This window comes from Pseudomonas sp. CDFA 610 (genome assembly GCF_021147865.1).
GTDB classification, from domain to species: Bacteria; Pseudomonadota; Gammaproteobacteria; order Pseudomonadales; family Pseudomonadaceae; genus Aquipseudomonas; species Aquipseudomonas alliivorans.
Map to the genome: position 1 here is coordinate 137,249 of NZ_JAGTPM010000001.1, position 26,455 is coordinate 163,703.

The 26,455-nt window shown below is 59.0% G+C and carries 24 protein-coding genes and 3 pseudogenes; 11 read left to right on the top strand and 16 right to left on the bottom strand.

Annotation, left to right across the window (positions count from 1 at the left end):
- Positions 1–2: 2 nt before the first annotated feature.
- The 4 genes from urtD to urtA all read right to left on the bottom strand — a co-directional run bounded on the left by urtD (position 3) and on the right by urtA (position 4,032).
- Complete coding sequence (urtD, locus tag KDX39_RS00670; protein WP_231658836.1) at positions 3–740, bottom strand: urea ABC transporter ATP-binding protein UrtD; 738 nt, start codon at positions 738–740, stop codon at positions 3–5.
- Complete coding sequence (urtC, locus tag KDX39_RS00675; RefSeq protein WP_231658837.1) at positions 740–1,879, bottom strand: urea ABC transporter permease subunit UrtC; 1,140 nt, start codon at positions 1,877–1,879, stop codon at positions 740–742. The genes urtD and urtC overlap by 1 nt, the downstream gene beginning before the upstream one ends.
- A 1-nt stretch (position 1,880) precedes the next feature.
- A complete protein-coding gene (urtB, locus tag KDX39_RS00680; RefSeq protein WP_004886981.1) occupies positions 1,881–2,783 on the bottom strand; it encodes an urea ABC transporter permease subunit UrtB in 903 nt (300 codons plus the stop codon).
- A 67-nt stretch (positions 2,784–2,850) separates the two neighbouring features.
- On the bottom strand, positions 2,851–4,032 hold the full coding sequence (gene urtA / locus KDX39_RS00685; RefSeq protein ID WP_231658838.1) for an urea ABC transporter substrate-binding protein: 1,182 nt from the start codon (positions 4,030–4,032) through the stop codon (positions 2,851–2,853).
- Between the two features lie 625 nt (positions 4,033–4,657).
- On the opposite strand from urtA, the gene KDX39_RS00690 reads away from it, so the two are divergent.
- The 3 genes from KDX39_RS00690 to KDX39_RS00700 all read left to right on the top strand — a co-directional run bounded on the left by KDX39_RS00690 (position 4,658) and on the right by KDX39_RS00700 (position 8,152).
- Positions 4,658–5,806: a transporter substrate-binding domain-containing protein gene (locus tag KDX39_RS00690; RefSeq protein WP_231658839.1), complete on the top strand. Its 1,149-nt coding sequence runs from the start codon at positions 4,658–4,660 to the stop codon at positions 5,804–5,806.
- Positions 5,803–6,435, top strand: coding sequence for an ANTAR domain-containing response regulator (locus KDX39_RS00695; RefSeq protein ID WP_058432800.1), 633 nt, complete (start codon positions 5,803–5,805; stop codon positions 6,433–6,435). Before KDX39_RS00690 ends, KDX39_RS00695 begins: the two co-directional genes overlap by 4 nt.
- Before the next feature lie 181 nt (positions 6,436–6,616).
- Positions 6,617–8,152 (top strand): amidase, encoded by a 1,536-nt coding sequence (locus tag KDX39_RS00700; RefSeq protein ID WP_231658840.1) that lies wholly within the window; start codon positions 6,617–6,619, stop codon positions 8,150–8,152.
- A 57-nt stretch (positions 8,153–8,209) separates the two neighbouring features.
- On the opposite strand, the gene KDX39_RS00705 is transcribed toward KDX39_RS00700, so the two are convergent.
- Positions 8,210–8,755, bottom strand: a complete 546-nt coding sequence (locus tag KDX39_RS00705) for a cysteine hydrolase family protein (RefSeq protein WP_231658841.1) — start codon at positions 8,753–8,755, stop codon at positions 8,210–8,212.
- 141 nt (positions 8,756–8,896) lie between these two features.
- Here KDX39_RS00705 and KDX39_RS00710 point away from each other — a divergent pair, with 141 nt between their 5' ends.
- The 4 genes from KDX39_RS00710 (at position 8,897) to KDX39_RS00725 (ending at position 13,510) form a co-directional block, all read left to right on the top strand.
- Positions 8,897–9,907 (top strand): GlxA family transcriptional regulator, encoded by a 1,011-nt coding sequence (locus KDX39_RS00710; protein ID WP_231658842.1) that lies wholly within the window; start codon positions 8,897–8,899, stop codon positions 9,905–9,907.
- Positions 9,908–10,022: 115 nt separating this feature from the next.
- On the top strand, positions 10,023–10,994 hold the full coding sequence (locus KDX39_RS00715; RefSeq protein WP_231658843.1) for a helix-turn-helix domain-containing protein: 972 nt from the start codon (positions 10,023–10,025) through the stop codon (positions 10,992–10,994).
- A gap of 69 nt (positions 10,995–11,063) precedes the next feature.
- On the top strand, positions 11,064–11,996 hold the full coding sequence (locus KDX39_RS00720) for a SphA family protein (protein WP_231658844.1): 933 nt from the start codon (positions 11,064–11,066) through the stop codon (positions 11,994–11,996).
- Positions 11,997–12,058: 62 nt separating this feature from the next.
- On the top strand, positions 12,059–13,510 hold the full coding sequence (locus tag KDX39_RS00725; RefSeq protein WP_231658845.1) for an amidase: 1,452 nt from the start codon (positions 12,059–12,061) through the stop codon (positions 13,508–13,510).
- Here KDX39_RS00725 and KDX39_RS00730 read toward each other — a convergent pair.
- The 9 genes from KDX39_RS00730 to cyoA form a co-directional block, all read right to left on the bottom strand.
- Positions 13,491–14,387, bottom strand: coding sequence for an arginase family protein (locus KDX39_RS00730; protein ID WP_231658846.1), 897 nt, complete (start codon positions 14,385–14,387; stop codon positions 13,491–13,493). The two genes, KDX39_RS00725 and KDX39_RS00730, sit on opposite strands and share 20 nt — an antisense overlap.
- A 119-nt stretch (positions 14,388–14,506) precedes the next feature.
- On the bottom strand, positions 14,507–15,433 hold the full coding sequence (locus KDX39_RS00735) for a helix-turn-helix domain-containing protein (RefSeq protein WP_231658847.1): 927 nt from the start codon (positions 15,431–15,433) through the stop codon (positions 14,507–14,509).
- A gap of 88 nt (positions 15,434–15,521) precedes the next feature.
- Positions 15,522–15,869 carry a hypothetical protein gene (locus KDX39_RS00740; protein WP_231658848.1) on the bottom strand — a complete coding sequence of 116 codons (348 nt, stop codon included), beginning with the start codon at positions 15,867–15,869 and terminating at the stop codon, positions 15,522–15,524.
- Positions 15,870–16,094: 225 nt separating this feature from the next.
- A complete protein-coding gene (locus tag KDX39_RS00745) occupies positions 16,095–16,250 on the bottom strand; it encodes a hypothetical protein (RefSeq protein ID WP_231658849.1) in 156 nt (51 codons plus the stop codon).
- A gap of 160 nt (positions 16,251–16,410) precedes the next feature.
- On the bottom strand, positions 16,411–16,683 hold the full coding sequence (locus KDX39_RS00750; protein ID WP_231658850.1) for a hypothetical protein: 273 nt from the start codon (positions 16,681–16,683) through the stop codon (positions 16,411–16,413).
- An 11-nt stretch (positions 16,684–16,694) separates the two neighbouring features.
- Positions 16,695–17,033, bottom strand: a complete 339-nt coding sequence (cyoD, locus tag KDX39_RS00755; RefSeq protein WP_231658851.1) for a cytochrome o ubiquinol oxidase subunit IV — start codon at positions 17,031–17,033, stop codon at positions 16,695–16,697.
- A gap of 1 nt (position 17,034) precedes the next feature.
- Positions 17,035–17,649 (bottom strand): cytochrome o ubiquinol oxidase subunit III, encoded by a 615-nt coding sequence (gene cyoC / locus KDX39_RS00760; RefSeq protein ID WP_231658852.1) that lies wholly within the window; start codon positions 17,647–17,649, stop codon positions 17,035–17,037.
- A gap of 2 nt (positions 17,650–17,651) precedes the next feature.
- Positions 17,652–19,625 carry a cytochrome o ubiquinol oxidase subunit I gene (gene cyoB, locus KDX39_RS00765; RefSeq protein ID WP_231658853.1) on the bottom strand — a complete coding sequence of 658 codons (1,974 nt, stop codon included), beginning with the start codon at positions 19,623–19,625 and terminating at the stop codon, positions 17,652–17,654.
- Position 19,626: 1 nt separating this feature from the next.
- Positions 19,627–20,538, bottom strand: coding sequence for a ubiquinol oxidase subunit II (cyoA, locus tag KDX39_RS00770; RefSeq protein ID WP_231658854.1), 912 nt, complete (start codon positions 20,536–20,538; stop codon positions 19,627–19,629).
- A gap of 626 nt (positions 20,539–21,164) precedes the next feature.
- On the opposite strand from cyoA, the gene KDX39_RS00775 reads away from it, so the two are divergent.
- Positions 21,165–21,539: a hypothetical protein gene (locus tag KDX39_RS00775; RefSeq protein ID WP_231658855.1), complete on the top strand. Its 375-nt coding sequence runs from the start codon at positions 21,165–21,167 to the stop codon at positions 21,537–21,539.
- A 391-nt stretch (positions 21,540–21,930) separates the two neighbouring features.
- Here the strand turns inward: KDX39_RS00775 and KDX39_RS00780 are convergent.
- Positions 21,931–22,017 (bottom strand): annotated as a pseudogene (locus KDX39_RS00780) (KGG domain-containing protein); the annotation flags it as partial.
- A gap of 47 nt (positions 22,018–22,064) precedes the next feature.
- Positions 22,065–22,322 carry a hypothetical protein gene (locus tag KDX39_RS00785; RefSeq protein WP_231658856.1) on the bottom strand — a complete coding sequence of 86 codons (258 nt, stop codon included), beginning with the start codon at positions 22,320–22,322 and terminating at the stop codon, positions 22,065–22,067.
- Positions 22,323–22,900: 578 nt separating this feature from the next.
- Here KDX39_RS00785 and KDX39_RS00790 point away from each other — a divergent pair.
- The 3 genes and pseudogenes from KDX39_RS00790 to KDX39_RS00795 form a co-directional block, all read left to right on the top strand.
- Positions 22,901–24,340: pseudogene (locus KDX39_RS00790) on the top strand (PAS domain S-box protein); the annotation flags it as partial.
- A gap of 162 nt (positions 24,341–24,502) precedes the next feature.
- A pseudogene (locus tag KDX39_RS26475) lies at positions 24,503–24,967 on the top strand (methyl-accepting chemotaxis protein); the annotation flags it as partial.
- Positions 24,964–26,442 carry a chemotaxis protein CheW gene (locus tag KDX39_RS00795; RefSeq protein ID WP_231658858.1) on the top strand — a complete coding sequence of 493 codons (1,479 nt, stop codon included), beginning with the start codon at positions 24,964–24,966 and terminating at the stop codon, positions 26,440–26,442. The pseudogene KDX39_RS26475 and the gene KDX39_RS00795, both read left to right, overlap by 4 nt.
- Positions 26,443–26,455 lie beyond the last annotated feature (13 nt).

Sequence of the window (26,455 nt, forward strand, 5' to 3'; positions counted from 1 at the left end):
GTTCAGTGCCCCAGATAGACGTCAATGACGCGAGGATCGTTCTGCACCTGATCCATCGAGCCGTAAGCCAGGGTCTTGCCCTGATGCAGCACAGTGACCTTGTCGGCCACCGACTTCACGAACTCCATGTCGTGCTCGATGATCACCATCGCGCGGCCCTTGGCGATGAGCTTGAGCAGGCCCGCGGTCTTCTCTCGCTCGCCAGCGCTCATGCCTGCCACCGGTTCATCCAGCAACAGCAACTCCGGACGCTGCATCAACAGCATGCCGATCTCCAGCCACTGTTTCTGACCGTGGGACAAAAGCCCTGCCTTGCGGCCTAACTGGTCCTTGAGAAAGATCATCTCGGCGGTCTGTTCGATCTCGGCCTGCAAGGCGGTGTTCTTTCCTGCGAACAGGCAGTTGAAGATGCCGCGCTTGTCCGGCGAGGAAATGTCCAGGTTCTCGCTCACGGTGAGGTCTTCGTACACCGATGGGTTCTGGAACTTGCGGCCGACGCCCGCACGGGTGATCTGGTACTCGATCATGTTGGCCAGTTGCAGGTCCTTGAAGCGAATGCTCCCGGCGCTCGGGCGGGTCTTGCCACAGATCATGTCCAGCAGCGTGGTTTTGCCGGCACCGTTCGGCCCGATCACTACATGTACCTGGTTTTCCTCAACGTAGAAATTGAGGTTGTCCACGGCCTTGAAGCCATCAAAGGACACCGTCAGGTCTTCGACACTCAGTAGCAGCGCGCCCATCAGTTCGCCTCCTTATTGTTCAGTCGTTGCAGCAGACCGGCCAGACCTGCGGGCAGGAACAGCACCACGCCCATGAACAGAAAACCGATGAAGTACTGCCAGAAGCTGACGAAGTTTTCCGAGAGGTAGGTTTTTGCCGTACCGATCAGCAGCGTGCCGTACACCGCGCCGACCAATGACAGGCGTCCGCCCAGAGCGGCGTAGATGACGATTTCAGTCGACGGAATGATGCCCACCAGCGACGGCGATGCCAGACCGACCTGCAGGGTGAACATCACGCCGCCCAGCGCCGAGATCAGCGCCGCCACGGCAAAGATGAACGCCTTGAACAGGGCGGTGTTGTAGCCGGAGAAGCGCACCCGGTCTTCGCGATCGCGGATCGCCACGATCACCTTGCCCAGGCGGCTGCGCAGGATAAAACCGCACATCGCGACACAGGCCAGCAACAGCAGGGTGGTGATCAGGTACAGGATCCACGGTGTCTGCGGCGTTTGCAGGCTCAGGCCGAAGACCGTCTTGAAATCAGTCAGACCATTGACTCCGCCGGTGTAGCCTTGCTGGCCGATGATCATGATCGACATGATCGAAGCCAGCGACAGGGTGATGATCGAGAAGTACACGCCACCCACGCGTTTCTTGAAATAGGCGTAGCTGAACAGGAACGCCAGCAGCGCCGGAAGAATCAGGATCGCCACCAGTGTGAAGGTTGCCGATTCGAACGGCTTCCACCACCACGGCAACGCCTCGACGCTGTTCCAGATCATGAAGTCGGGCAGGGCCGAGCCGTAAAAAGCGGCGAGGGCGCTGGCGGCTTCGTCCGTGGCCGTGGCTTCGAGTTTCAGGTACATCGCCATCATGTAGCTGCCCAGGCCGAAGAAGATCCCCTGGCCCAGGCTGAGGATGCCGCCGTAGCCCCAGATCATCACCATGCCGACTGCGCAAAACCCCAGGCTCAGGTATTTGCCTGCGAGACCCAGGCGGAAGTCGCCCAGGCATAATGGCAACACCACCAGCAGCAGAACCGAGAGCCAGATCAGGCTGTAGCGTTCCAGCAACGCCAGCCAGCCGCCATTGAGCCACGCGGGTCGGGAGGCGGTTGTCCGGGGCAGGGCTGGCGGCTTTTCAGTCATGTCATTCATCTCAACGTCTCACTTTCGTGGCGAACAGGCCGTTGGGGCGGAAGAACAGCAGCACGATGACCACCAGCAACGTCATGGCCTTGGCCATGGAACCGGTGGTGAGGTACTCCAGCGAAATCTGCGTCTGACCAATGGCGAAGGCCGACAGGAAGGTGCCAAGCAAGCTTTCGACCCCGCCGAACACGACCACGATGAAGGTGTCCACCAGGTACTGCTGGCCGCTGACCGGGCCGGTGGAGGCGAGCATGGTGAACGAACTGCCGGCAATGCCGGCCAGCCCGCAGCCCAGCGCGAAGGTCACCGAATCCACACGTGCTGTGTTGATGCCCGCAGCACCGGCCATGGCGCGGTTCTGGGTGACGGCGCGGATGCGCAACCCCCAGCGGCTGCGATAAAGAAACAGGAACACGGCTGCGGCGATGACGAACGTCAGGCCGATGATGAAAATCCGGTTGATCGGCAGCTCCAGACCTTCGCTGACTTTCCACGCGCCCTGCAGCCATTGCACGGTCGGCACGCTGACTTCCTTGGGACCAAAGACCTGACGAAACACCTGTTGCAGCACCAGCGACAGGCCCCAGGTCGCCAGCAGGGTGTCCAGCGGGCGGTTGTACATGAAACGGATGAAACAGCGTTCAAGCAGGAAGCCGAAGGCGAAGGTCACCAGGAAGGCGACGCCGATCGCGACGATGAAATACCAGCCCATGAGTTCGGGCAGGTAGCGCTGAAACACCACCGACGTGACGTACGTCATGTACGCGCCCATTGCCATCAATTCACCGTGGGCCATGTTGATCACGCCCATCAGGCCGAACACGATGGTCAGCCCCAGCGCCATGAGCACCAGCACCGAGAACAGCGAGAACCCGCTGAAGACTTGCATTACCAGCGTATCGAAAGTCATGGCGTCGCCACCTGTCGCTGAAGGTTTGAAAGAGACGGGCGCGCGTCAACTCACGCCCGCGCACGTGTCAGAGTTTCGGGAACGGGTTGGGCTCGATGGGCGCGGACTCGTAGATGACGTCGACCTGACCCTGAGCGTTGAGGGTGCCGATGCGTGCGCGTTTCCACAGGTGATGGTTGTCCTTGTGCACCTTGATCTCGCCTTCAGGCGCATCCAGTTCCATTTCCGAGGACGCGGCGATCACGTTCGGCACGTCGAAACTGCCCGCTTTCTCGGCCGCTTTTTTCCACAGATAGACGGCGGTGTAAGCGGCTGCCATCGGGTCGCCGATTACGCGTTGCTGGCCGTAGCGGGTCTTGAATGCCTGAACGAATTTTTCGTTGACCGGGTTTTTCAGACTCTGGAAGTAGCTCATGCAGGTCAGAAAACCGGTCAGATTTTCTGCGCCGATACCGGTGACTTCTTCTTCGGTCACGGCCAGCGCCATCAGGGTCTGGTTGCTGCTGTCGATCCCGGCCGCCTTGAGCTGTTTGTAGAACGCCACGTTGGAGCCGCCGACGATGGTGGAAATCACGATGTCAGGCTTGGCGACCTTGATCTTGTTGATCACCGAGGAAAACTCGATGGCGCCCAGCGGCAGGTAATCCTCGCCGACAATCGAGCCGCCTTGCTTGGTTACCGAGACTCGCGCCAGCTTGTTGGTAGTGCGCGGCCAGATGTAGTCCGAGCCCACCAGATAGACGCTCTTGCCCTTGTTGGCCATCAGCCAGGTAACGGCTGCCAGGGTTTGCTGCGAGGCCTCGGCACCGGTGTAGATAATCGCCGGGGATTTTTCCAGGCCCTCGTAGAAAGTGGGGTAGTAGAGCAGGCCCTTGTTGCGTTCGAAAACCGGCAGCACGGCTTTGCGCGAGGCAGAGGTGAACGCGCCGAAGGTCACCGCGACCTTGTCGTTTTCCAAAAGCTTGCGCGCCTTCTCGGCGAAGGTCGGCCAGTCACTGGCACCGTCTTCGACAATCGGTTCGATGGTCTTGCCCAACACGCCACCGCTGGCGTTGATTTCATCGATGGCCAGTTTTTCGGCGTCCACCACCGAAGCTTCACTGATGGCCATGGTGCCGGTGAGCGAGTGGATGATCCCCACTTTCACGGTATCGGCAGCCTGCGCCTGACCGATCAGGGAAAACGGCAGCAGGCTCATGGCGCTCAGCAATAGCGCATGCTTGATCAAACGGCGTTTGTCGTTGTGCATTCACTTCTCTCCCAGGAATAAAAAAAGCCCGACGTTCCGTCCTGCGAACAGGCGGAAGGTCAGGCTTTTGTGCCGAATCTGGCGGGACAGACGATGTCCGATCCAGTCGTACGCGAGGTGTCTCCTTACTTGCCATGAGGGCGTAGGGCAGGCAACTGGCGCGATGTCTCCAAAAGGTCATAGCAAGGCCGGTGCCAAGTCCTGAAATGCCAGCAATGGTTCGCTTTGCAGCGCCTTGCCAGAGCGGCCCTTCATTAGTTGCACGCGCGCAAGGGACTGCGCCGCTTTGGCGCGAGAGCAGGGCGGCGCGCACCAAAAGCGTGACCGGAAACGTGTGCCAGCCAGCGCGTTTCCTGCCGATGATTGATCGTGCGCAGGCTGGCCCGCTCCCTGCATGGGCTTGAACGACACCTTCGCAGGGTCCCTTGTCACACGCCCGTTCCCGGCAGGTGTGGAAGGTCCCTCGCATGCGCTGGCCCTGACACTGTCGTCACGCCAGCCCAGGCACAACCGCCTGAGAGCCACCGCTGAACCTCGCGGTTTTCGCTCAGCCCTTTTATGCATGAACGCCAGGACCCCGGCCAAAGACGGGCGTCTCATCTCACGCTGAACAAGGTTTATTGGCATGGTTGACCAGTCGATCCGCATAGGCGGTCTGTTTTCAAATACCGGGGTCACGGCCGCTGGCGAATGCTCGACGATGCGCGGCGCACAGTTCGCCATTCAGCAGATCAACGCAACCGGTGGTGTGGATGGCCGACCACTGGAAATGATTACCCGTAACCCCGATTCCACGCCTGCGCTGTTTGCCATGCACGTCGAGTCTCTGATTCGCGAAGAGAAGCTGAAATTCTTCTTCGGCTGTTACACCTCGGCGGCCCGCAAGGCGGTGTTGCCTGTCGTCGAACGCTACGATGCCTTGCTGCTGTACCCGGTGTATTACGAGGGCTTCGAATATTCACGCAACATCATCTACACCGGCGCCACGCCCAATCACAACGCCGTGCCGCTGGGCAATTACATGTTCGAGCACTTCGGCAACCGCGTGCTGATGATCGGCTCCGAATACGTCTATCCGTACGAAACCAACCGCTTGATGAGCGACCTGCTGTACGAGCGCGGCGGGCAGAAACTGGGCGAGTACTACCTGCCGCTCAAGAACGCGCGTCCCGAGGATTTCGCCAGACTGATGGTCAAGGCGCGGGAACTGAAACCCTCGTTCATCTTCTCCACCGTGGTCGGCGAAACCATGGCCCATCTCTATCAGGCCTACGCCGATGCGGGTTTCGATCCGTCGGTCATGCCGATCGCCAGCGTCACCACCAGCGAAACCGATATTCAACAGATGGGCAGACAACTGGGCACCGGGCACATCTCGGCCGCCAGTTATTTCCAGTCCATCGACACACCGCTCAATCGCCAATGCATCGCCGAATACCGAGCGCTGTTCGGTCAGCACCAAGTGACCGACCGCTGCTGGGAAGCGGCATATTTTCAAGTGCACCTGCTGGCCAAGGCCATCAGCCGTGCAGGCAGCACTGACGTGGAAGCGGTGCTGCAGACCATGCGCGGTCTGGAATTCGACGCGCCTCAAGGACGAGTGAAAATCGATGAAAACAACCACCACACTTACCTGTATTCACGGATCGGACGCGCCAACGCCGAGGGTCAGTTCGACATTCTTTACGAGAGCCAGAAGGCGCTCAAACCCGACCCCTATGCCATTGCACCTGATTTCATTGGCTGGTCCGGTCTGGCCGGGAGGCGTCCATGACCCTGCGTGCTGCCAAGAAACGCCTGCGCAACGACAGCGCAGGCGGCATCAAGGATCTGCGTGACATCAGCGTGCTGGTGATGCACCCGGATGACGAAGACGGGCGCAATCTGATCGCGCAACTGCAGCGCATTGGCTGTCAGGTGCGCGTGCAATGGCCGATCCCCGAACGTCTGCACAGTGAGGCGGACGTAATCGTGCTGGCGATATCGCCGGAAAGCCTGTCGACCAACACGCCCTGGCTGCTGCACAGCGCGACCCCGCCGATCATCCCGGTGATCGCTTATGAGAACCCGATCATCGTCGAGGCGCTGGTCCAGTTGAACGCCTGCTCGGTGATTCCGTCACCGGTAAGGTCTTTCGGACTGCTCACAGCCCTGACCCTCACCCTGAGCCATGCGCGCAAGACCCGCGAGCGGGAGAAACACGTCAAGCGCCTCGAAGGGCGCATGGCCGTCATGCGCACGGTGCAGCAGGCAAAAATCATTTTGATGGAAACCAAAGGCCTGTCGGAAATCGACGCCTACAACGCACTGCGTGACCAAGCCATGAGCAAGCGCGAGCCGGTGGAGAAGATCGCCGAGGCGCTGGTGAAAGCCCATGAGTTGTTTCAACAGGCCTGTTCCTGATCATCTTTGGAGCGTCAGGCCATAGCGCCTGATCCTCTTCTGCGTGGACGTTTGCCATACGCCCTCAACCGGCAGGTATGGAGCACCGCGTGGCGACCGGCATGGACAACGGCGTCCTCCGGAACGAGCTTGAGCCCGTGCACTCGGCACCGGCGGCTCCTACCGTCATCTGGAGAACATCATGTCCATCAAACGCCCTGAAAATGCCGACTTTTTGATTGCCGCCCAGGACCATGGCTACGACCTGTCCGACACCCAGATGCAGGCGTACCTGAACCTCGCTGACAAGACCCTGAGTTCCTACGAAGCCATCGATACGCTGTATGCCGCCCATGTCGCTCAGCCGACACCGTTGCGTGAGCACAGCAAGCCTTTACCCGCTGAAAACCTGCATGCCGCCTGGTACGTAAAAACCCACATCAAAGGTGCCGCCGATGGACCGCTGAAGGGAAGAACGGTGGTTATCAAGGACAACGTCTCGGTCGCAGGCGTGCCCATGGCCAACGGCTCGTTGAGTCTGGAAGGCTACGTGCCTTCCGAAGACGCTACGGTGGTAAAACGCTTGTTGGCGGCAGGTGCGACGGTGGTTGGCAAATCGGTGTGTGAGGACCTGTGTTTCTCCGGGGCCAGCTTTACCGCCGCCAGTGGCGCGGTGAAAAACCCGTGGGACCTGACCCGCAATGCGGGCGGTTCGTCCAGCGGTAGCGCGGTACTGGTTTCCCTCGGCGAAGTCGACATGGCCATCGGTGGCGATCAGGGCGGATCGATCCGCATGCCGTCGGCCTGGAGTGGCATCGTCGGCCACAAACCGACCTACAGCCTGGTGCCTTACACCGGCGCTTTTCCTATCGAGCGGACCATCGACCACGTCGGCCCGATGGCCAATACCGTGCGTGATTGCGCGCTGATGCTGGACGTGATTGCCGGTGCCGACGGTCTGGATTCACGGCAGAAGAATCCGCCTGCGGTCAACTGCCTCGCGACCCTGGATCAAGGTGTCGCAGGCTTGAAAATCGGCCTGCTGCGCGAAGGTTTTGCGATTCCCGGCATGTCCGAGCCGCAGGTGGATGCGTTGGTCAAAGCGGCCGTCGCCCAACTCGAAAGCCTCGGCGCCATTGTCGGCGAAGCCAGTGCGCCTTGGCATTCGGGAGTAGCGCTGGACATGTGGAACGTGATCGCCACAGACGGCGCGGCCTATCAGATGCTGCAAGGTAACGGCTATGGCATGAACGTCGAGGGTTACTACGATCCAGAGATCATGAGCTACTACGGCGCAAAACGCCGCGAGCACGCCAATTCGCTGTCTCACAGCGTGCGCGCCGTGGCGCTGACCGGCCACTACAGTCTGAAAAATCTGCACGGGGCCAGCTATGCCAAGGCGCGCATGCTGGTGCCGGAACTCACGCGTCAGTATGACGAGGCGTTCAAGTCATTCGATGTGCTGGTGATGCCGACCATGCCGTTCGTGGCGACACCCTTGACCGCACCGGACGCGCCCATCGAGGAATATGTAAACAGCGCATTGAACATGCTCGCCAACACGGCACCGTTCGACATCACTGGACATCCGGCAACGTCGATTCCCGCCGGCTTGGCCGACGGTTTGCCGGTGGCGATGATGATCGTCGCGCCGCGTTTTCAGGACGCGCTGGCGTTGCGTGTGGCGCAGGCCTACGAAGAGGTTCGGGGTGAGTTTCCCAAGCCGCCGCGTGGTTGAAGCCGTTCTGCAATAGTGAAGCGCCCGGACAGGTCCGGGCGCTTCACACGGCGGGCTTCAGGCCGAAAGGTAATCATCCACCGATGTGATCTTGGCGTAGCCAAACTCGAATGCCGCCATCATCGCTGCGTGGGTCTGGGCCGCAGGCACAGTCACGCCATTGAAGCTGAGGTCCAGGGTTGCGCAGGCGTCGTGCAGAACGGTTACCGGGTAACCCATGTCTGCTGCAGCACGCACCACCGCGTCGATGCACATGTGGCTCATCGCACCGATGACAACGACTTCCTGAACATCGAACGCATCCAGTTGATGCTTGAGGTCGGTCTCGCGGAAGGCATTGATGTGCTTCTTGACCGTCACCGTTTCTTTGCCTTGCGGCGCTACGGATGACTGAATCTGCGTACCGTCAGAGCCTTTGGCGAAGATCCCGGCACCTTCGCTTTCGGACTCATGGCGAATGTGAAACACCGGAACGCCCGTGCTTCTGGCATGCGCGATCACCCGGACGGCATTGGCAACGGCGGCTTCAATGCCGGTCAGCGGCAGCTTGCCCGTTGGCAGGTATTCGTTCTGAAGGTCTACGACGATAAGGCCTTGTTTCATGAATTGACTCCAATCGAATGAATGGCAGGGTATGCATTGCCAAGGATTCCATTGTTGGCAAATGTTCGACAATTCAACAGTGGCCTGAATGACATAATTCGATAGAATCGGGCCAATTCGAATTCCGTCAGAGATTGCGCCATGTCACGCATACGCGTTGCCGTTCTGGCTTTTGAAGGCGTAAGCCTGTTTCACCTGTCCGTGCCGGGGATCGTACTGGGCGCTGTTGAAGCCGCACCCGATGAGGCCCGGTACGAGATCAACTACTGCGCGCAAGCGCCGGGCATGGTCGGCAGTGATCAGGGCCTTGGCATCGCTGTCGAGCATGGGCTTGAGCTGATGACAAGCTGCGACGTCATCATCATTCCGGCCTGGGCCGATAACCTTGAGCCTGCGTCTGCATCGCTCGTCAAGGCGCTTCAGGATGCCAACGCCCGAGGCAAACTGATCGTGGGGCTGTGCCTGGGCTCGTTCGTGCTTGGCGATGCCGGTTTGCTCGATGGCAAGGAAGCGACGACGCATTGGATTGCCCGCGACGTCTTCGCACAGCGTTTCCCCAAAGCGCGTTTTCGGCCCGATGTGCTGTACGTCAGCGCGGATAACATCATGACGTCCGCCGGAACCATGGCCGCCATCGACTGCTGCCTGCACCTGATACGTGAACGCCACGGTGCCGATGCTGCAAACCGCACCGCCAGACTGCTGGTGACGCCTCCACACAGGCAGGGCGGGCAGGCGCAATACGTGGAAAACCCGGTGCCTCACCTGGCGACCGAAACCCACCTGTCCGAAGTGCTGGCATGGGCACGCGTCAATCTGGGCAACGAACTGTCGCTAGATGTTCTGGCTGAAAAGGCGCGGATGAGCAGGCGCACCTTCACACGCCGCTTCAAGGAAGCGACCGGCAGTACGGTTTCCAACTGGCTGAACGCAGAGCGGGTTTCCAGAGCGCAGCAGTTACTGGAAACGACGGACCTGCCGATCGAGTGCATTGCAGGGGAAGCCGGGTTCGGAACACCGCTGTCCTTGCGGCAACAGTTCAGCGCGCAGTTGGGCACGTCGCCTTCGGATTATCGGCGGATGTTTTTCCGGGAGAAGGGTGTTGGGAACAAGGGCACCGAGAGCGCACGTTCAAATGTAATGCCCTCTTGATACCCCGGAAGAGCACCAGCCGTTTTCAGCACAAATCATCCGACCCTGACATCACCGGAACGAAACTTGCCTCCCTTCACCCTCGTGACCTTGAAACGCATTGAGGGCAAGGCCGATGAATAACAATAATGCGGCGATACAGACCGCACCTCACCTACAGCATTTCCAGACCTGCGACATTGACGAGCACGGTCGCAACCTTGGCGGATGGCAGGTTCGTTACGACCAACTGACGCCTGGTGGCTTTGAAGGTGAGCTGACTGAGTTTCGCTCGGACTGGCTGCAATTGGTCCGTGACCGCTCTAATCAGGCGCTTGTCAAAAGCGGCTCGGCCTGGAAGGGCGCGATTGTTTTTGCGTTGCCCTTGAGCGCCAACGGTCCGGCGTTCTGCGCTGGGCATACCCTTCAGGAGCCCAGCGTAATCGTCGCGCATGGCGAGCATCTTCCGGAGTTGAGCACGCCTCTGCAACTGGACGCCTTGGGCGTGGCGATTGAAGAGGGCGCCTTGGCGTATGCGCTGGAACGTCAGGGCAGTCGTTTTGAAATTACCGATCTTCCCACGTGTTACCGTTTGGCCGATCCGACAGTGCGGACAAGGTTCGCTGCGCTGTTCGATAACCTGTTGAACGGTGAGCAGGCGTCTCTAGAGAAGCTTGAACACGATTCGATCCGGCGTGGCATTCGTGATGCCGTAATGTTGCAAGTGCTGGAGCTGGTGTCACCGGATCAGGCACCGCCGCTTAACCCTACTGCCCGTAAAAGAGTGGTGGACCGGGCACGTGAGTATGCCTTGGCGCATCTTGATGAACCGTTATCGATTCTGGATGTGTGCAACCACATCGGGACCAGCCGCCGCAAACTTCAGTACTGTTTTCAGGAAACGCTGGGCATCAACCCTGTGGCGTACCTGAGGACCTTGCGTCTCAATGCTGTCAGGCGCGAGCTGCGCGAAAGCGACCGGATTGAACAGGTTCAGGCGGTCGCAGCGCGCTGGGGATTCTGGCATCTGAGCCGGTTCGCCAGTGACTACCGCACGCTGTTCGGCGAGACGCCCTCGCAGACCTTGCAACGCTCCCATGTTTGCTGAAATCGGATAACGGCCTGCGGACACGACTCACTAGCATGGGCCCACCACCTTCGTGGTCAGGGACATGCGATGAGCCATAACAATAATTTCACTATCAGACGCTTCACCTTCTTGACGTTGGGCCTGATCAGCCTGAGCTTCACGCTTCATGCCACAGAGAACGGGGCGCCTGCCACCTCTTTCGGTGTCTACGATTTTGGAGCAGGCATACTGCCCCCATCGACCCCGGTGGGCACGCTGGGAATGCGCGTGGCGTTCTATTCGGCCAACGTACAGAAAGACCGCCAGGGTCGCTCGCTGGACAACAACTTTTCTCTGGATGTCCTGTCCATCGGCGTTGCGTACTTTCGCATGACCGATTACCGGATGCTGGGTGCGCGTTTCGGCTACAGCGTGGCGGTCCCTTTCTTTCAGATGGACGCTTCGTTTCGGGTCCAGACCCCGGGCGGTCCTCTGGACCTCAAGGCGGATCCATTTCGCATGGCAGATGTGTCGGTATCGCCGCTGATTCTGCAGTGGGATCTTTCTGCGAATCTATTCGTCAATGCGCGCTTGCAGGTTCAAGCGCCGACCGGAGACTACGACAAGAATCGTTTGATCTCGCCGGGGGTGAACCATTGGACATTCTCGCCCACGGTCAACGCAACCTACGTCACCGACACCGGTTTCGAGGTGTCCAGCAGTTTCCAGACGGACTTCAATACTCGCAATCGCGCCACCGATTACACGAGCGGCGTCGAATACCGTCATGAGTTTGCCGTCGGTCAGCATGCAGGCCCTTTCACCCTGGGACTGGGCGGGTATTACTACCGGCAGTTATCCGATGACGATGCGCCAGGGCTGGAAACCGGCAATCGCGCCAGGGTGATCGCCGTTGGGCCTGCAATCAGCTACTTCGCGCCCGGCCTGCCTGCTGCGTGGTTTCACCTCTATAAAGAGTTCGGTGCGCGCAACCGCTCCGAGGGTTATACCGTGGCCCTGCGGGTCGGCCACAGTTTTTAACGCGATTGCCGTGACCGGCGATCTCCCTTTCCAGTTGAATCCAGAACATCAGGGGCTTTCACATGAGAGATATTCAGGCATTGTTGAACGACGAGGACGCGACTGGCCTGGCCGAGTGGGTCAGGCGTGGAGAGGTTCAGCCGATCGACCTGCTGGAGGCTGTAATCCTGCGCATTGAGCAGGTCGAACCGCAGCTCAATGCCGTCGCCGAGCGACTGTATGACTCGGCCCGTAGCACGGCGCTGAATCTGAAAAAAGGTGAGGGTGTTTTCGCGGGCGTTCCGACACTCATCAAAGATCTGTTTTCACCCGTCAACGGCGCCGTAATGAGCAACGGCTCGCTGTCGATGGGCGCGTTTCGTGCCAGCTTCGATGCTGAAGGTGTCAGCCGCCTGAGGCGTGCGGGATGCGTGTTGCTGGGGACCAGCACGGCGCCGGAATTCGGCACCTCATACTCCACCGAGTCCACTCGCTTTGGCGCTACCCGCAACCCCTGGAATCCTGACCATAGCGCAGGTGGTTCAAGTGGCGGTGCTGCCGCATTGGTGGCGGCGCGGGTGGTGCCTTTTGCCCACGGCAACGACGGCGGTGGTTCGTTGCGAGTACCTGCGTCCTGCTGCGGTGTGTTCGGCTTCAAGCCCAGTCGCGGCCTGATGCCATCAGGACCGATGGTGGGCGAAGGCTGGGCCGGGCTGAGCATCTCGCATGCCCTCACGCTGTCGGTGCGTGACAGCGCCGCGTTGCTGGACGCCACGGCGGGCATGGACCTTGGCGCGCCTTATGCGGCACCCGTTCAGGCCACGCCTTATGGCAACGCGGTGCGGCATGATCCCAAGTCGCTGCGCGTTGCATTGATCGAACAATCAGGCACCTGGCCAACCTCGGACGAGAGTCTTGTAGCCGTACGCGACGCGGCGCAGTTGTGCGAGTCACTGGGTCACCGGGTCGAACGGGTGAGCCTGCCGGTGGTACTGCCCGAGTTCCTCGACCAGGTGTTCACCATCATCGGTGCCAATACCCGCAACCATGTCGATCTGCTGGGGCGCATGCGCGGTTTTGATGTGCAAGACGCCGAACTGGAAGCGCGCACGCGCATCATTCTGCGTGATAAGGGCGACGTCAGCGGCGCGCAGTACGCCGCCGCCGTCGAATGGATTCACGCACTGGGGCGACGACTGGCAGCGTTCATGCAGGATTACGACATGATTCTCTCGCCGGTGCTGACGCGCGAGCCGGCACGCATTGGTGAGCTTGTCGTACCGGATATCAGTTTGAGTTTCGAGGAAATGATCGAGCGTTCTCATCGCTACTCGCCCTTTGCGGCACTGTTCAATGCCAGCGGTCAACCGGCGATGTCAGTGCCGCTGTTCTGGAGCGCCGCAGGCTTGCCCATGGGCGCACACTTTGCCGGACGATTTGGCGAGGAAAGCACGCTGCTGGCGCTGGCCGGACAACTGGAGCGCGCCCGGCCGTGGCGCGGGCGAGTGCCGTTGGTCAATGCGTGTGGTCGATAGCGGGCTGACCCAGCAGAGGCAGCTTCGCCAGCATGTCTCTGAGTGCCAGGGTGTCCCATGGTAAATGTTCGGCAATGCCGAGGCCGACCACATCGACCTCACGGGACACATCGGCCAGCAGGCGCACGACCTGTTCCATGGTCATCTTGCCCTGCGCGACACCGTCGAACGTGTCGGCTGCGATGCCCGGTTTGGCGAATAGCAACGAGCGGAACAGCGTCGGGTCCAGTACGTCCAGATCGAAGTGAACCGCCAGGTGCCTTGCGCCGGTCTCTCTCAGCCAGTGCAACACCGGCTCGCTGCCATGTGCCAGTTCATCGGCACTTGCGCTGCGCAGCCCGAGACGTTTGATGAATGCCGTCTCCACATCCTGGGTTTCCTGAAGGCCGGCGTACATCACGTTGGCCGGTTTGATCGGACGTTTCACCGCGCTGACAAAGTCGGCATCGCCTTCACCCAGCAGATTACCCATCACCATCGCGTGGGCGTGCTGAAAGTCGTCGGGGGTCAGCACATCGGGATGGGCATCGATCCACAGCACTGCCAGGTCCCCGTCGTAACGCTCGTTCAGGTAGGCAAAGGGCGCCAGGTCAACCAGGCAATCGCCGCCCAGTATCACCATGCGATCCGGCAGGTGACGATCGATCAATTGCCTGGCCTGTTCAAGCTGCGTGAGCAAGGCGTTGCGAGCGATGATCCCGTTTTCAAGTGGCAGGTCGCGCGCGTCGGGCCCGGCCACAGGTACGTGTTCGACCGGCCCTTCCGTTTGCGGTGCCAGCCAGGCCAGCAATTGGGCACCGAAGTGATACGGTGCGTTATTGCCGCCCTGCCATTGAGGGAAGATCAAGCGAAGGGTTTTGGCTTGTGGGGCAGTCATGCTGTGTCCTTCTACGGGTTGCGTGAGGCGCAGGCGCCTTTCATCCCGTCGATACTGGACTTTACTTCAGCATCAGGCTTTGCCTGGAAGGTCAGTCGTTGTGCCCATCGCGCCAATGGTCACAGTTTCAGTAATTGCTGGGGCGATACGCCGTAGGCGTTTTTGAAAGCACGGCTGAAGTGCGAGAAGTTGCTGAAGCCGACACTCAGCGCGGCATCGCTGACGTGCCGGAACCGACCTCGCAGCAGGGCTTCATGACAGGCCGACAGACGTTGTTGCCATAGCCAGCGAATGGCTGTCGTACCTTCTCGGGCAAACAGTCGGTTCACGGTGCGCGGTGAAACATGATTGGCCTGAGCGATGCTGTCGAGGTCGAGCCCGGTGTCTGGCAGGTTCGCCTGTATGAATTGTTTGATACGCCGAAGCTGGCGCTCCTGATGAGAGAGTGGTGCCTTGTCTATGCTGGAAAACGCTGACTCGAACGCCGTGCTAAGGACGTCCAGAAACGATGCATTGAGTTGAGCACCCAGATTGCCCGGCAATGCCTGACTGCTGCAGATCTCCGTCAGCAGCGTTGCCGCCAGCCTGCCGAGCGGCGACTGGCTTGTCAGGGTGCGCGACAGCACGCGCTCAGCCTCGGGAATGTGCCGCAGTAACAAGGTCCGTGGCACGGTGAGTACGATCTGATCGTCACCTTTCGGATAACTGCAGGCATAGGGGCGCGCGCTGTCGTAGAGAACGATATCGCCCTGCGCCTGGCGAGATTCTCGACCGGTCTGAGTGACGATGGCCTGTGGACAGAACGATAGAGAGATCAGAAAGTGATCGCTTTGGGTGTCCCGTGGGGAGCGCTCATACGCAAGTGGCGTTGACGCGATATGGGTAAAGGCCACCTCGCCGAGGATCCTGGTGTTCAACCGGCCGGTGAAAGGCGCGTCATCCAGCGGTCGACTGGCGACCAGGCCGTAGGTGGCGCTGACAACTTCCTGCCAATAGTCGAAGCGTTCCTCGGGCCGCAAATGCTCGGCAGGGTAATACGTGACCATGAGTGCCTCGCCAGTGAAGATCATGTCGATCGGGTGATCATGGCCTCAAGCGTATCAGACATCCGCGCAACGCCAGCCGGAAGCGCCTTCAACATTCGGATTTGAAATGAAACTCCTCCGAGGCGTTCTGGCGCCAGTTGGCGGGGTCTCGCAGGTAATGCGACAGCATCCAGTGAATGGCCACCGCCTGTTCGTCTTCAGAGTTCTCCGGGATTTCGTACCCCAACAGCCTCAGGCCCTGCGCGATGGACATGCAGCTGAAATTCGCTCTGCCCAGGATATAACGCAGTTCGTCATCGAGCGGCAGATGAGTGGGGCTGGTGATAAAGTCGCGTAGCTCCTGGACGGCCGCCGACTGATCGGGGCAGGACAGCTTATCGATCTTTGCCAGTCGCTCCAGCAGAGCAAACTGCACGATTTGACATCTGTTGTTCATGGTCACTCCGGGGCGCACTGTTCGATCATCTCCTTGATCGACATCATTGTCCTTGTTTGCCTGCGAGCAGAAGTCCTTGCTGACAGGCACAACGGCAATGCGGTGATCGTCTGCAGTTCATTGATGTAAGCGTATTGGGTGGCCTTATGATATTGCAGGTGCATCTTTTTATATAGCCGCCGTAAAAAGTACAAGTTCGTTTAATCGGAAGTTGAAGGGTGAGCGCTAGCGAGCGCGTCTTTGCTTCTGAACCAAAACGGCCGGAGCAGGACCGTTCAGTAGTGTCGCCGGCTTCTTGAAGAGCTCCTCGGCAAGAATGGCCACGCTCTTTTTCACGCCGTTCTGGACGTCATGAAACTCGAGACGGGCAGGGATGTTCATGACTGTTGCTCTTGTTGCGTGTTTGCGCGCTCCCGGCCGGTCAGTCCACTGGCGCAGCACCGACTCCGGACGAACCCGCTCGTTGGTGTCCTCTATCGTGCCGTACCACTGGCGGCACAAAACCTGCTTCGTCCAGATTGGGGAACGCCCTGACCCGATATCACTGATATTCGCCTTGGGTTTTGCGCAGTCTTGCCTGAACATCGAAGGGTTGCAGCGTTGCGACCGACTGCTGCCAGTGCTGGATGATCATGGGCATGTCGTAGAACACCGGAAAAGTCCGACCAGCGATGGTGATTCTGAACCGCTCGAAGCAGCCGGCAATCAGGCTGGCATGGCTGCGCAGAAGATCGACCTGGAAGATACCGATCAGCCGCTGATTGTGCGGCGCGTAGACAACGACATTGAATGATTCGGTTCGAAAGCTGTGCATGGTCGGGCATGTCAGTGAGCAAGCATATTGTGGTGAATGCTAAACATGATCCACAGCGTCAGGCCGACCAGCAGGACGATGATGACCGCCGAGAAGATCAGCGCCCTCAGGTTCCAGCGCTGCTCGACGGCGGTGTCCAGATGGAGAAAGAATTTCAGGTGCACGACCACCTGAATCATGCCCGTCAGAACCACCAGCCACACCGTCGTTATGCGCGGCAGCGCAGGGTACATGGCCAGCGAGAATGGAATCAGCGTCAACACCACCGAGAGAATGAAACCGACCAGGTACGAACGCTTGCTGCCAAGGCTGGTGCCGGCGGTGCTGCGAACAGGGCTTTGGGTGTACATGTCAGAGCACTCCGAGGATGTAGACGACGGTGAACACGCAGATCCAGACCACGTCGAGAAAATGCCAGAACAGACTCAGGCAACTGAGGCGTGTGGCGTTGGTGGTCGTCAGGCCGCGAAAGTAGACTTGGCCGATCAGCACCGCGATCCACGCCAACCCTGTCAGAACGTGAGCGCCGTGGGTGCCGACCAGGGTGAAGAAGGCCGTGAGAAACGCGCTACGATCAGGGCCGTGACCCTGCTCGATCAGGTGATGGAATTCGTTGATTTCCATCGCGATGAACCCCAGCCCCAGCACGAACGTCAGACCCAGCCAGCGCAGAACACCGGAGGTGTCATCCCGGTTCATCGCGAGCATGGCGTAGCCGTAAGTGATGCTGCTGAACAACAGCAGCATGGTTTCGGTGAGCACATACGGCAACTCGAAAATATCGACCGTGGACGGCCCGCCCGCGACGCTGTCACGCAGGACCGCGTAGCCTGCAAACAGCGTCGCAAACAGGATGCAGTCGGTCATCAAGTAGACCCAGAACCCGAAAACGGTCAGCGATCCCGAATCTTCGTGTCCCTGCTCGTGGCTGTGGGCAATGTCCTTTTCGATCACGATGTTCGACATGATCAGGCCTCCTCCAGCTCTTTCAGGCGTGCCTGTTCGATCTCGGCCACCTCGCGTGCGGGAATGAAATAATCGATGTCATCGTCGTTACTGCGCACGATCAGCGTGACCACCGACGCCAATAACCCGAACGCCGCCAGCCACCAGATATGCCAGATCAGCGCGAAACTGCAGATCAGCGCGAAGATGCTGATGATCAGACCGGCGGACGTGTTGCGCGGCATGTGGATGGCCCGGTAATCGGTATGGCTGAGCGTGCTGACACCGCGCTCTTTCATGCCCCAGTAGGCATCCAGGTCATCGACCCTGGGCTGTTCGGCGAAGTTGTAGACCGGAGGCGGGGAGGCGGTTGCCCATTCCAGGGTCCTTGCGTCCCATGGGTCGCCGGTGGTGTCGCGGGTCTTGTGGCGATTGCGGATGCTGACGAACAACTGCAGCAACTGTCCGGCCACACCGCACAGGATGATCGCCACGCCGATCAGTTCGAGCATCAGCCAGGGTGCCCATTCCGGGTTGTTGAAATGGTTGAGGCGTCGGGTCATGCCCATGAAGCCCAACACGTAGGACGGCATGAAGGCGAAATAGAAGCCGACGATCCAGCACCAGAAAGAGATGCGTCCAAGCCGGTCGTTGAGTTTGAATCCGAATGCCTTGGGGAACCAGTAGGTGAGCCCGGCCATGTAACCGAATACCGCGCCACCGATGATGACGTTATGAAAGTGGGCGACCAGAAACAGGCTGTTGTGCAATAGAAAATCGGCACCGGGCACCGACAGCAGAACGCCGGTCATGCCACCAATGCTGAAGGTCACGATGAAGCCGATGGTCCAGAGCATTGGCGTCTCGAAGCGCACCCGGCCGTGATACATCGTGAACAGCCAGGTGAATATCTTCACCCCCGTCGGCACGGCAATGATCATGGTCATGATGCCGAAGAAGGCGTTGACGTTGGCGCCTGCGCCCATGGTGAAAAAGTGATGCAGCCAGACGATGAACGACAGCACAGTGATCACGATGGTGGCCCAGACCAGCGACTTGTAGCCGAACAGGCGTTTGCTGCTGAAGGTGGCGGCGATTTCCGAAAATATGCCAAACGCCGGCAGGATCAGGATGTACACCTCCGGGTGCCCCCACGCCCAGATCAGGTTTACGTACATCATCGGGTTGCCGCCGGCTTCGCTGGTGAAAAAGTGCATGCCCAGGTAGCGGTCCAGAGTGAGCATGAACAGCGTTGCGGTGAGGATCGGAAAGGCAGCGAGAATCAGGATCGAGGTGCACAGCGAGGTCCAGGTAAACACCGGCATCTTGAACAGCGTCATGCCCTGGGTGCGCATCTTGAGAATGGTCACGAAGAAATTCAGCCCGGTCAGCAGCGTCCCGATGCCGGACACTTGCAATGACCAGATGTAATAGTCGACCCCGACGCCCGGGCTGTAGCCCAGTTCCGAGAGCGGCGGGTACGCCACCCAGCCGGTGCGCGCGAACTCGCCGACGCCCAGCGATATGTTCACCAGAGCCGCGCCCACCACGAACAGCCAGAAGCTCAGGGCGTTGAGAAACGGGTAGGCGACATCACGTGCGCCGATCTGCAGCGGCACCACGACGTTCATCAGACCGACCATGAACGGCATTGCCATGAAGAAAATCATGATCACGCCGTGAGCGGTGAATATCTGGTCGTAGTGCTCCGGTGGCAGATAGCCGGGGCCGCCGTCGGCCGCCATGGCCTGCTGGGTGCGCATCATGATGGCGTCGGAAAAACCGCGTAGCAGCATCACCAGTGCGACGATGATGTACATGCAGCCGATCTTCTTGTGATCCACCGATGTAAACCACTCGCGCCACAGATAACCCCACTGGCCTTTCCAAGTGATCGAGCCCACCATGCCGATGGCGATCAGAGCGACGACCCCCAGCGTGTACATGATGATGGGTTCGTGCAGCGGGATGGCATCCCATGACAGTTTTCCGAACATCTCAGCGCTCCTTCGTCAGCGTATTCCGGTCATCGGCGTCTTCGGCCGCTACAGGCTCCGGTCCGGTCCGTCCGGCCTTGTTCATGCCCTCATACTTGTCGACGATGGTCTTGAACAACCGCTGGTCCACCGTGGAGTAGTAGGTGATGTCGTAGCCGTGGGTCGGTATGGCCAGGGTCTTGTAGGAAGATTGATCGAGAGTTCGGGAAATGCCTTTGACCTTGACCACCCAGGCCTCGAAGTCGGCGGGTGTCGTGGCGAGGGTGCTGAAATGCATATCGGAAAAGCCCGGCCCGCTGTAGTTGGCGGAAAAGCCCCGGTACTGACCCGGTTCGTTGGCGATCAGATGCAGTCTGGTCTGCATTCCGGCCATGGCGTAGATCTGTCCACCCAGCGCGGGAATGAAGAACGAATTCATGGCCGCGTCCGAGGTGACCGTGAAGCTGACCGGCGTATGCACCGGCATGGCCAGCTCATTCACCGTGGCGATGCCCAGATCCGGGTAGATGAACAGCCACTTCCAGTCCATGGCGACGACCTGGACATTGAGCGGCGGGTTATCGGATTCGATCGGGCGATACGGATCGAGCGTGTGCGTCGTAACCCAAGTGACCCAGCCCAGAATGATAATGATGATCAGCGGAACGCCCCAGACGACGGCCTCGATCTTGTGCGAGCTGGCCCATCGCGGCGAGTATCTGGCTTTCTTGTTGGTCGCCCGGTACCGGTAGGCAAACAGGAAGGTCATGATAATCACTGGAATGACCACGATGAGCATCAAGGCAGTCGACAGAATAATGAGATTGCGCTGCTCGAGGGCTATCTGGCCTCTGGGATTGAACACTACCCAGTTGCAGCCGGACAGCGTCAGGGCGACGAACAGCGCCAGCAGACAAGACTTGATCGTTCGCATTGACGCTCTACCTCACGCAAGGGTTGAACGGGGAGTGCAACACGTTTTCGTGGTCTGAACGTTGCAAAGCCTGCGATGGAGACTGGCACGCTTTTAAGTGTTACTTGCACATGCTGTTTCACTGTCGTGACGGCTGAACGCAGAACTCATCGGCTGTCAGGAACGCCTGTTTTCCGGTTCTACTGAATGACCACCCTATGCCCAGTAGTCATTCGTGGGTTTCTGTTTCTGTCGTTCAGGGCGTTTTTCTTTGTACGTATCATTGCCCGCGTCGTCCGAAGTTCGCTCATATACATGGCCTGTCTTGTCGGCAGGGGTACAGTGAGCGCGGGACTGTTTCCAAGGCTGGTCAATCGTCGACATCTTGCACCTCTTCTCGGCAGGTTAGATGCACCGTTTATCACTTTCTCGTTAAACCGACGTCTGAACTGGGTTGAGCGTTTGAAGTACGGGATGGGCATTGGTTTTAGGCAGGTGCCGAAAACAGGATAAACGGTATTAAAAGCGAAACGGCGCGTGACCTTTTGTCGTTTAATGCGTAAAGGATGGGCGACACACCATATGCTTCATGAGTATTTTAGTGTCTTCATGCGATGGGTTTATTGCGGTGTTTTCTGGAGGGTTATATGTTCAAAAAGAATAAGACCTCGCCTGCAAAGTCTGAAAGTCTGGTGACCGAAAAGTCTTATGATCGACATTTTGAAAACGGTTGCACGGCTAATGTCTGCGCCCGCCAGCTGCCGGAGGGCACGATCGAACTGGTCGTCTGCGTCACGGGAGAGGATGGGCATACGGTGGCCAGGCGCACGACGAAACTGCCGGGCGCCGAGTGGACGGTGCCCGATGCCATGAGGCGTGGTATCGATCAGGCGGAGCGCATCGCCGGAGGCGAATCCGGACGCCTGCGCGTGGCGGACCGCGCCGACCGCGAAGATGACGACGATGACGATGCGCCTGAGGCCCAGCCTGGCGTGACCCGGTCATGGCCCGATCAGGAGTAGATGCCGTGGATGACGAACTCGCCTCGTAACCGGACGGGCTCGATGGCGTAAATGATGCCGGTGGCCAGCGCCCGGGCAGTGTCGAGGATACGAGGGGCGGCGGTCAGGCCTTTCGACGAACTGTCCGCAGGTCGAGGCGTTGATCGGGCCGGTGAAATTGATAATGTGCAACGTCATGTGCGCATCCTTGGACGCGGTATAAACGCAAACTCAGTACGTTATGTTGGCACCCAAGGCACCGTCGAACTATCGGGTTGCGCTATTGCTGACGATTTCACAGAAATACACGTGCGGGGGGCGTTGTCTCCCCCGCAAGGCGATTGAACAACGTGTGACGTGCTGAATGTCGTCCATGTCGGACACCATGCATTCAACCGGTGCGTCATTCTATCTATTCTGAGGATTGACGGCCGCCACCATGGCTCTTTTTTCCAACTTTGCGGGCGGCTTCTGATGCTTTTTCCCGATCGTTTGAAAAGAGTTGCCAGAGTTGTTGTTACCTGTGGTTATGATGGCTCTCCAATATCAAATAAGATTCTTGAAGTTGTGTGTCGATTTTTTATTAAGGAGATTTCTTGGGGTTGGTGTAATGCCTGAAATTTTTGCTGTTTTTACTGGCTGATCAATGGCGGTAGTTGTAAAGGTTTTGTACAGAAACTCACTTGTTTTTTTTTTTTTTTTGGGGGGGGGGTGTACAGTTTTGGTTACATCTGGATCAGGCTGAACATGCAATGATGCGGTTATTGTCAGTTTTGAGTATCCGGGCCGCACGCTGTTGGACACCTCTGTCTCATCGGTGATTGATCGAGCCCCTTGATCCATGTCACGGGTCTGCCCCAGGCACCGATGAAAAATAGTGCGGGGTCCTATGATCTGGCCGGCTCCGTTACGCGTATGCAGGGCTTAGCTTTTTTCCACATGCTGTTTTTTGTCAGGTCCGGGGGACTCATGGATCCGCGTCTCGCAGGGCTTTCCTTCCTGCTTACCCTTGCATGGACCGGTACGGTGGTTTTGGTCATGTGGTTTTTTTCCTGAGGCACGGCGCCTGCTTCCAGATTATCGGTAGTGGCGAACTAATGGCTCGTGGCGCAATCTGTATCAGCAATCAGGCACCTGTACGCAACGCCTTTTCCTCGGCAGAGCCCCGAAGCGCTATCAAACGGATTGAGAAATACGATTACCCACGGACGCCTTCAGGCGGCAATGTCTCACGCGGCGAAGACCGTTTGCCTGTTCTGCCGACACCCATACGCAGCACCCTTTTGATAACTGTTTGACTCTCAGAGCATTTTTCCATGTCGACCACAACTGTAAGTACCCCTAAGGACATGACCGGGGTGCAGTTGGACCTCCACTCGCTGATGACGGCCATTGATCGGTCGCAAGCGATGATCGAATTCGATCTCGAAGGCAATATCTTGCGGGCCAACACCAACTTTCTCGATTGCGTCGGGTATCGACTCGATGAAATCCAGGGTCGGCATCACCGCATTTTCTGCACGCCCGACTATGCGTCCAGCGTCGAATACGTCACCTTCTGGGAAAAGTTGGGTAAGGGTACGTTCGATGAGGGTCAGTACAAACGACTGGGCAAGGGTGGCAAGGAAATCTGGCTGCAGGCGACCTACAATCCGGTGCTGGACGAGCTCGGCAACCCGGTCAAGATTGTAAAGTTCGCGACTGACGTCACTCATCAGCGCAAGACCCATGCCGAATACGAAGGCAAGGTTGCCGCCATCGAGCGTTCGCAGGGTGTCATTGAGTTTGACCTGAACGGGCGGGTGCTCTACGCCAACGAAAACTTCCTGTCGATTCTGGGTTACCGCCTCGACGAAGTGCAGGGCCAGCACCATCGTATGTTCTGCGATGACGAATACCTCAACAGCCCGGCCTATCGAGCGTTCTGGGCGAAGCTGGAGCGGGGCGAATATGACTCCGGCGAATACAAGCGGTTGGGCAAGAATGGGCGCGAGCTGTGGATCAGCGCGACCTACAACCCGATCTTCGACCCCGAAGGCCGTCCTTACAAGATCGTCAAGTTCGCCAACGATGTGACGGAAAGCCGTGCGCGTCAGGCCGAACAGGCAGGCAAGGTGACCGCCATCGAGCGTTCCCAGGCGGTGATTGAGTTCGACCTGACCGGCAAGGTGCTGACGGCCAACCGCAACTTCCTGAATGTATTTGGCTACGATCTGAACGAAGTGGTGGGCGAGCATCACCGCATGTTCTGCTCCGAAGAATTCGTCAGCAGCCTGGCTTACCGTGAGCTGTGGGAGAAACTTGGCCGTGGCGAATATGACGCCAACGAATACAAACGTCGGCGCAAGGACGGCAAGGAGATCTGGATTCAGGCCACCTACAATCCGATTTTCGATGCCCAGGGCAAAGCCTACAAGATCGTCAAGTTCGCGCTCGACGTGACCGATGCCAAAGAAAGCAGTGTCGAGGACAAGGGCAAGGTCACTGCCATCGATCGCGCCCAGGCGGTCATCGAATTCGACATGGCCGGCAATATCCTCACCGCAAACCCCAACTTTCTCAAAGCGATGGGTTACGGCATGCAGGAGATCAAGGGCCAGCACCACCGGATCTTCTGTGAAGAGGAATACGTGCGCAGCACGCCATACCGTGAGTTCTGGCATGGGCTGGGGCAGGGCGAGTTCTTCTCGGGACGCTTCATGCGTCTGAGCAAATATGGCCAGCACGTCTGGATTCAGGCAACGTACAACCCGATCTTCGACCATGAAGGCAAACCGTTCAAAGTGGTCAAGTTCGCCACCGACATTACCCGTCAGGTCGAAATCGAACAGGCCATCGAGGCCAAGACCGTGGCGATGGGTGAATCGGTCAAGGCGCTCATGAACGCGATTGCTTATGTGGCCCAGAGCACGGACACGGCTACCGGCTTGGCACGTCTGACCCGCGACCAGGCCAGCCGTGGGTCACAGACGCTGGGCAAAGCGTCCGAAGCGATGGACATGATCGCCAAATCGGCGGAAGGCATCCAGGACATCGTTCAGGTGATCAGTGAGATCGCCAGTCAAACGAACATGCTGGCATTCAACGCAGCCATCGAAGCGGCACGTGCCGGTGAACATGGCCTGGGCTTCTCCGTGGTGGCGGACGAGGTGCGCAAGCTGGCCGAGAAGTCGTCCCGCGCCACCAAGGAAATCAACAAACTGATTCTGGAAACGGTCAGCCGGATCGAGTCGGGCAACGAGATTTCCCGCAGCGCTGGCGAGGCGTTCGAGCACATTGTCGAAGGCGTTATGCAAACCACTCAGGCCATTGACGGTATCAACACTGCCACCGAGAAGCAGCGTGTGTCTGCCCAGGAGGTCGAATCGCTGATCATCGAACTGCACAAGACCAATTCGAACAGCAACACCGAAGGGCTGGACAAGGTGTCCGTCGGACAATCTGCATGAGCGGCATGAACGCCTACGGGGTGGTGCAGATCAACGGCACCTACCTGGCGGTCATCGCCGACGCGCTGATGGAAGCCGTGCACTGGCCGACCGACCTTCAGGCGCACCCGCTGACGCGTGGCGTGCTGCTGGGGGTCTTCACCTTGCGTGGCAAACCGGTGCCGTTGGTGGATCTGCGCAGTCAGTTGGCCGACGGTGCCAACCGCTCGGCACCGACACCGCTGGTGGCGATTCTGAAGTTCAGCGGCGGTTATCTGGGGCTGGCAATCGATGCCGTGTGCGACATTCTCAAGGCCCGCGAATCGCAGTTCTGCGCCATCGGCCCGGGCGGAGCCAGCGGTGGACTGCTGCCTGAGCTGCTGTTGAACACCGAAGAGTCGCGCATGATCTACAAGCTGGACCTGGCGGTGCTGGCCGGTTTGCCGGGGGTGATGTTTGCCGCCGATCAGCATGCGCAATTGCTCAAGGAAGAAGCCCAGGCCGCCAAGCATCGCCTGCTTCATTACCTGGTGTTCGAATGCGACGGCCGCCATTTCTGTATCGATGCGAGTGTGGTCACCGAACTGGTGGACGAGCCCGACATCAGCGCGTCGGATTTCGGCAGCGATTGCTGCTTCGGCGTGACGTCGGTGCGCGGCACCCAAGTTCCGGCGTTGAATCTTTCCGAGGTGCTGGGGCTGGATCACCAGCGTCAAACCACAAAACCGCAGCTGTTACTGCTGACGGCACCGGACGGGCGGGTCTGCGGGTTTGGCTATGACCGGATGGTGGCGATCCATCGTCAGGACCCGGACAGTCTATTGGCGGTGCCTGGCTATGGCCTGCCGCACCCTGAGCTGTTCGTAGGCGTGATGAATCTGCAGGAGGGCGAGCAGGCCTTGTTGCTTGACCACCCGCAGTTGCTGCAGCGCCCTGAAGTCACGAGTTACACCAAGGTCTACCAGAATGACGTGCAGCCCGCACAGGCCTCGCACGATGTGACCAAGGCCATGTTGCGCCACGCCTGTCTGCTCTTCGATGCGCCGACCCGTTTTGTAGCGCCGTTGAGCCAGATCGTCGAGATTATGGCCATGCCACAGCAGTTGATTGGTTTGTCCCAGCCTTCCACGCATTTGTTGGGTCAGTTCAATCTGCGCGGCGAGCAGGTGCCGCTGATCTGCCTGAGCAGCCTGCTGGGGGAGGTCTCGCCCGAGCGCACCGAGGCGTCGCGGGTACTGATCGTGCGCGGTGAGCGGCTGTGCTTTGGCTTTGCGGTCAGCCGGGTGGATTCTATCGACGCTTTCAATCAATTCGATCCAGCGATGCTCCAGCAGGGGTGGCAGACCAATCTGGGCAAGGAGATTTCGGTCAACGATCGGGCGCGCTCACTGGTCAGTGTCGGCAGCCCTGAACGCAGCTGGCGTTTGACCCTGCTGGACCTGCAGGGCGTGGCCAGGCAACTGGAACACAGCGTGCAGCAGCGCGCAGTGGCTTGATGCGAGGGTGAAT

What these genes read in the sequence shown, in the direction of transcription:
- urtD (WP_231658836.1), bottom strand. Translation starts at nt 740, where the DNA reads ATGGGCGCGCTGCTACTGAGTGTCGAAGACCTGACGGTGTCCTTTGAT.
- urtC (WP_231658837.1), bottom strand. Translation starts at nt 1,879, where the DNA reads ATGAATGACATGACTGAAAAGCCGCCAGCCCTGCCCCGGACAACCGCC.
- urtB (WP_004886981.1), bottom strand. Translation starts at nt 2,783, where the DNA reads ATGACTTTCGATACGCTGGTAATGCAAGTCTTCAGCGGGTTCTCGCTG.
- urtA (WP_231658838.1), bottom strand. Translation starts at nt 4,032, where the DNA reads ATGCACAACGACAAACGCCGTTTGATCAAGCATGCGCTATTGCTGAGC.
- KDX39_RS00690 (WP_231658839.1), top strand. Translation starts at nt 4,658, where the DNA reads ATGGTTGACCAGTCGATCCGCATAGGCGGTCTGTTTTCAAATACCGGG.
- KDX39_RS00695 (WP_058432800.1), top strand. Translation starts at nt 5,803, where the DNA reads ATGACCCTGCGTGCTGCCAAGAAACGCCTGCGCAACGACAGCGCAGGC.
- KDX39_RS00700 (WP_231658840.1), top strand. Translation starts at nt 6,617, where the DNA reads ATGTCCATCAAACGCCCTGAAAATGCCGACTTTTTGATTGCCGCCCAG.
- KDX39_RS00705 (WP_231658841.1), bottom strand. Translation starts at nt 8,755, where the DNA reads ATGAAACAAGGCCTTATCGTCGTAGACCTTCAGAACGAATACCTGCCA.
- KDX39_RS00710 (WP_231658842.1), top strand. Translation starts at nt 8,897, where the DNA reads ATGTCACGCATACGCGTTGCCGTTCTGGCTTTTGAAGGCGTAAGCCTG.
- KDX39_RS00715 (WP_231658843.1), top strand. Translation starts at nt 10,023, where the DNA reads ATGAATAACAATAATGCGGCGATACAGACCGCACCTCACCTACAGCAT.
- KDX39_RS00720 (WP_231658844.1), top strand. Translation starts at nt 11,064, where the DNA reads ATGAGCCATAACAATAATTTCACTATCAGACGCTTCACCTTCTTGACG.
- KDX39_RS00725 (WP_231658845.1), top strand. Translation starts at nt 12,059, where the DNA reads ATGAGAGATATTCAGGCATTGTTGAACGACGAGGACGCGACTGGCCTG.
- KDX39_RS00730 (WP_231658846.1), bottom strand. Translation starts at nt 14,387, where the DNA reads ATGACTGCCCCACAAGCCAAAACCCTTCGCTTGATCTTCCCTCAATGG.
- KDX39_RS00735 (WP_231658847.1), bottom strand. Translation starts at nt 15,433, where the DNA reads ATGGTCACGTATTACCCTGCCGAGCATTTGCGGCCCGAGGAACGCTTC.
- KDX39_RS00740 (WP_231658848.1), bottom strand. Translation starts at nt 15,869, where the DNA reads ATGAACAACAGATGTCAAATCGTGCAGTTTGCTCTGCTGGAGCGACTG.
- KDX39_RS00745 (WP_231658849.1), bottom strand. Translation starts at nt 16,250, where the DNA reads ATGAACATCCCTGCCCGTCTCGAGTTTCATGACGTCCAGAACGGCGTG.
- KDX39_RS00750 (WP_231658850.1), bottom strand. Translation starts at nt 16,683, where the DNA reads ATGCACAGCTTTCGAACCGAATCATTCAATGTCGTTGTCTACGCGCCG.
- cyoD (WP_231658851.1), bottom strand. Translation starts at nt 17,033, where the DNA reads ATGTACACCCAAAGCCCTGTTCGCAGCACCGCCGGCACCAGCCTTGGC.
- cyoC (WP_231658852.1), bottom strand. Translation starts at nt 17,649, where the DNA reads ATGTCGAACATCGTGATCGAAAAGGACATTGCCCACAGCCACGAGCAG.
- cyoB (WP_231658853.1), bottom strand. Translation starts at nt 19,625, where the DNA reads ATGTTCGGAAAACTGTCATGGGATGCCATCCCGCTGCACGAACCCATC.
- cyoA (WP_231658854.1), bottom strand. Translation starts at nt 20,538, where the DNA reads ATGCGAACGATCAAGTCTTGTCTGCTGGCGCTGTTCGTCGCCCTGACG.
- KDX39_RS00775 (WP_231658855.1), top strand. Translation starts at nt 21,165, where the DNA reads ATGTTCAAAAAGAATAAGACCTCGCCTGCAAAGTCTGAAAGTCTGGTG.
- KDX39_RS00795 (WP_231658858.1), top strand. Translation starts at nt 24,964, where the DNA reads ATGAGCGGCATGAACGCCTACGGGGTGGTGCAGATCAACGGCACCTAC.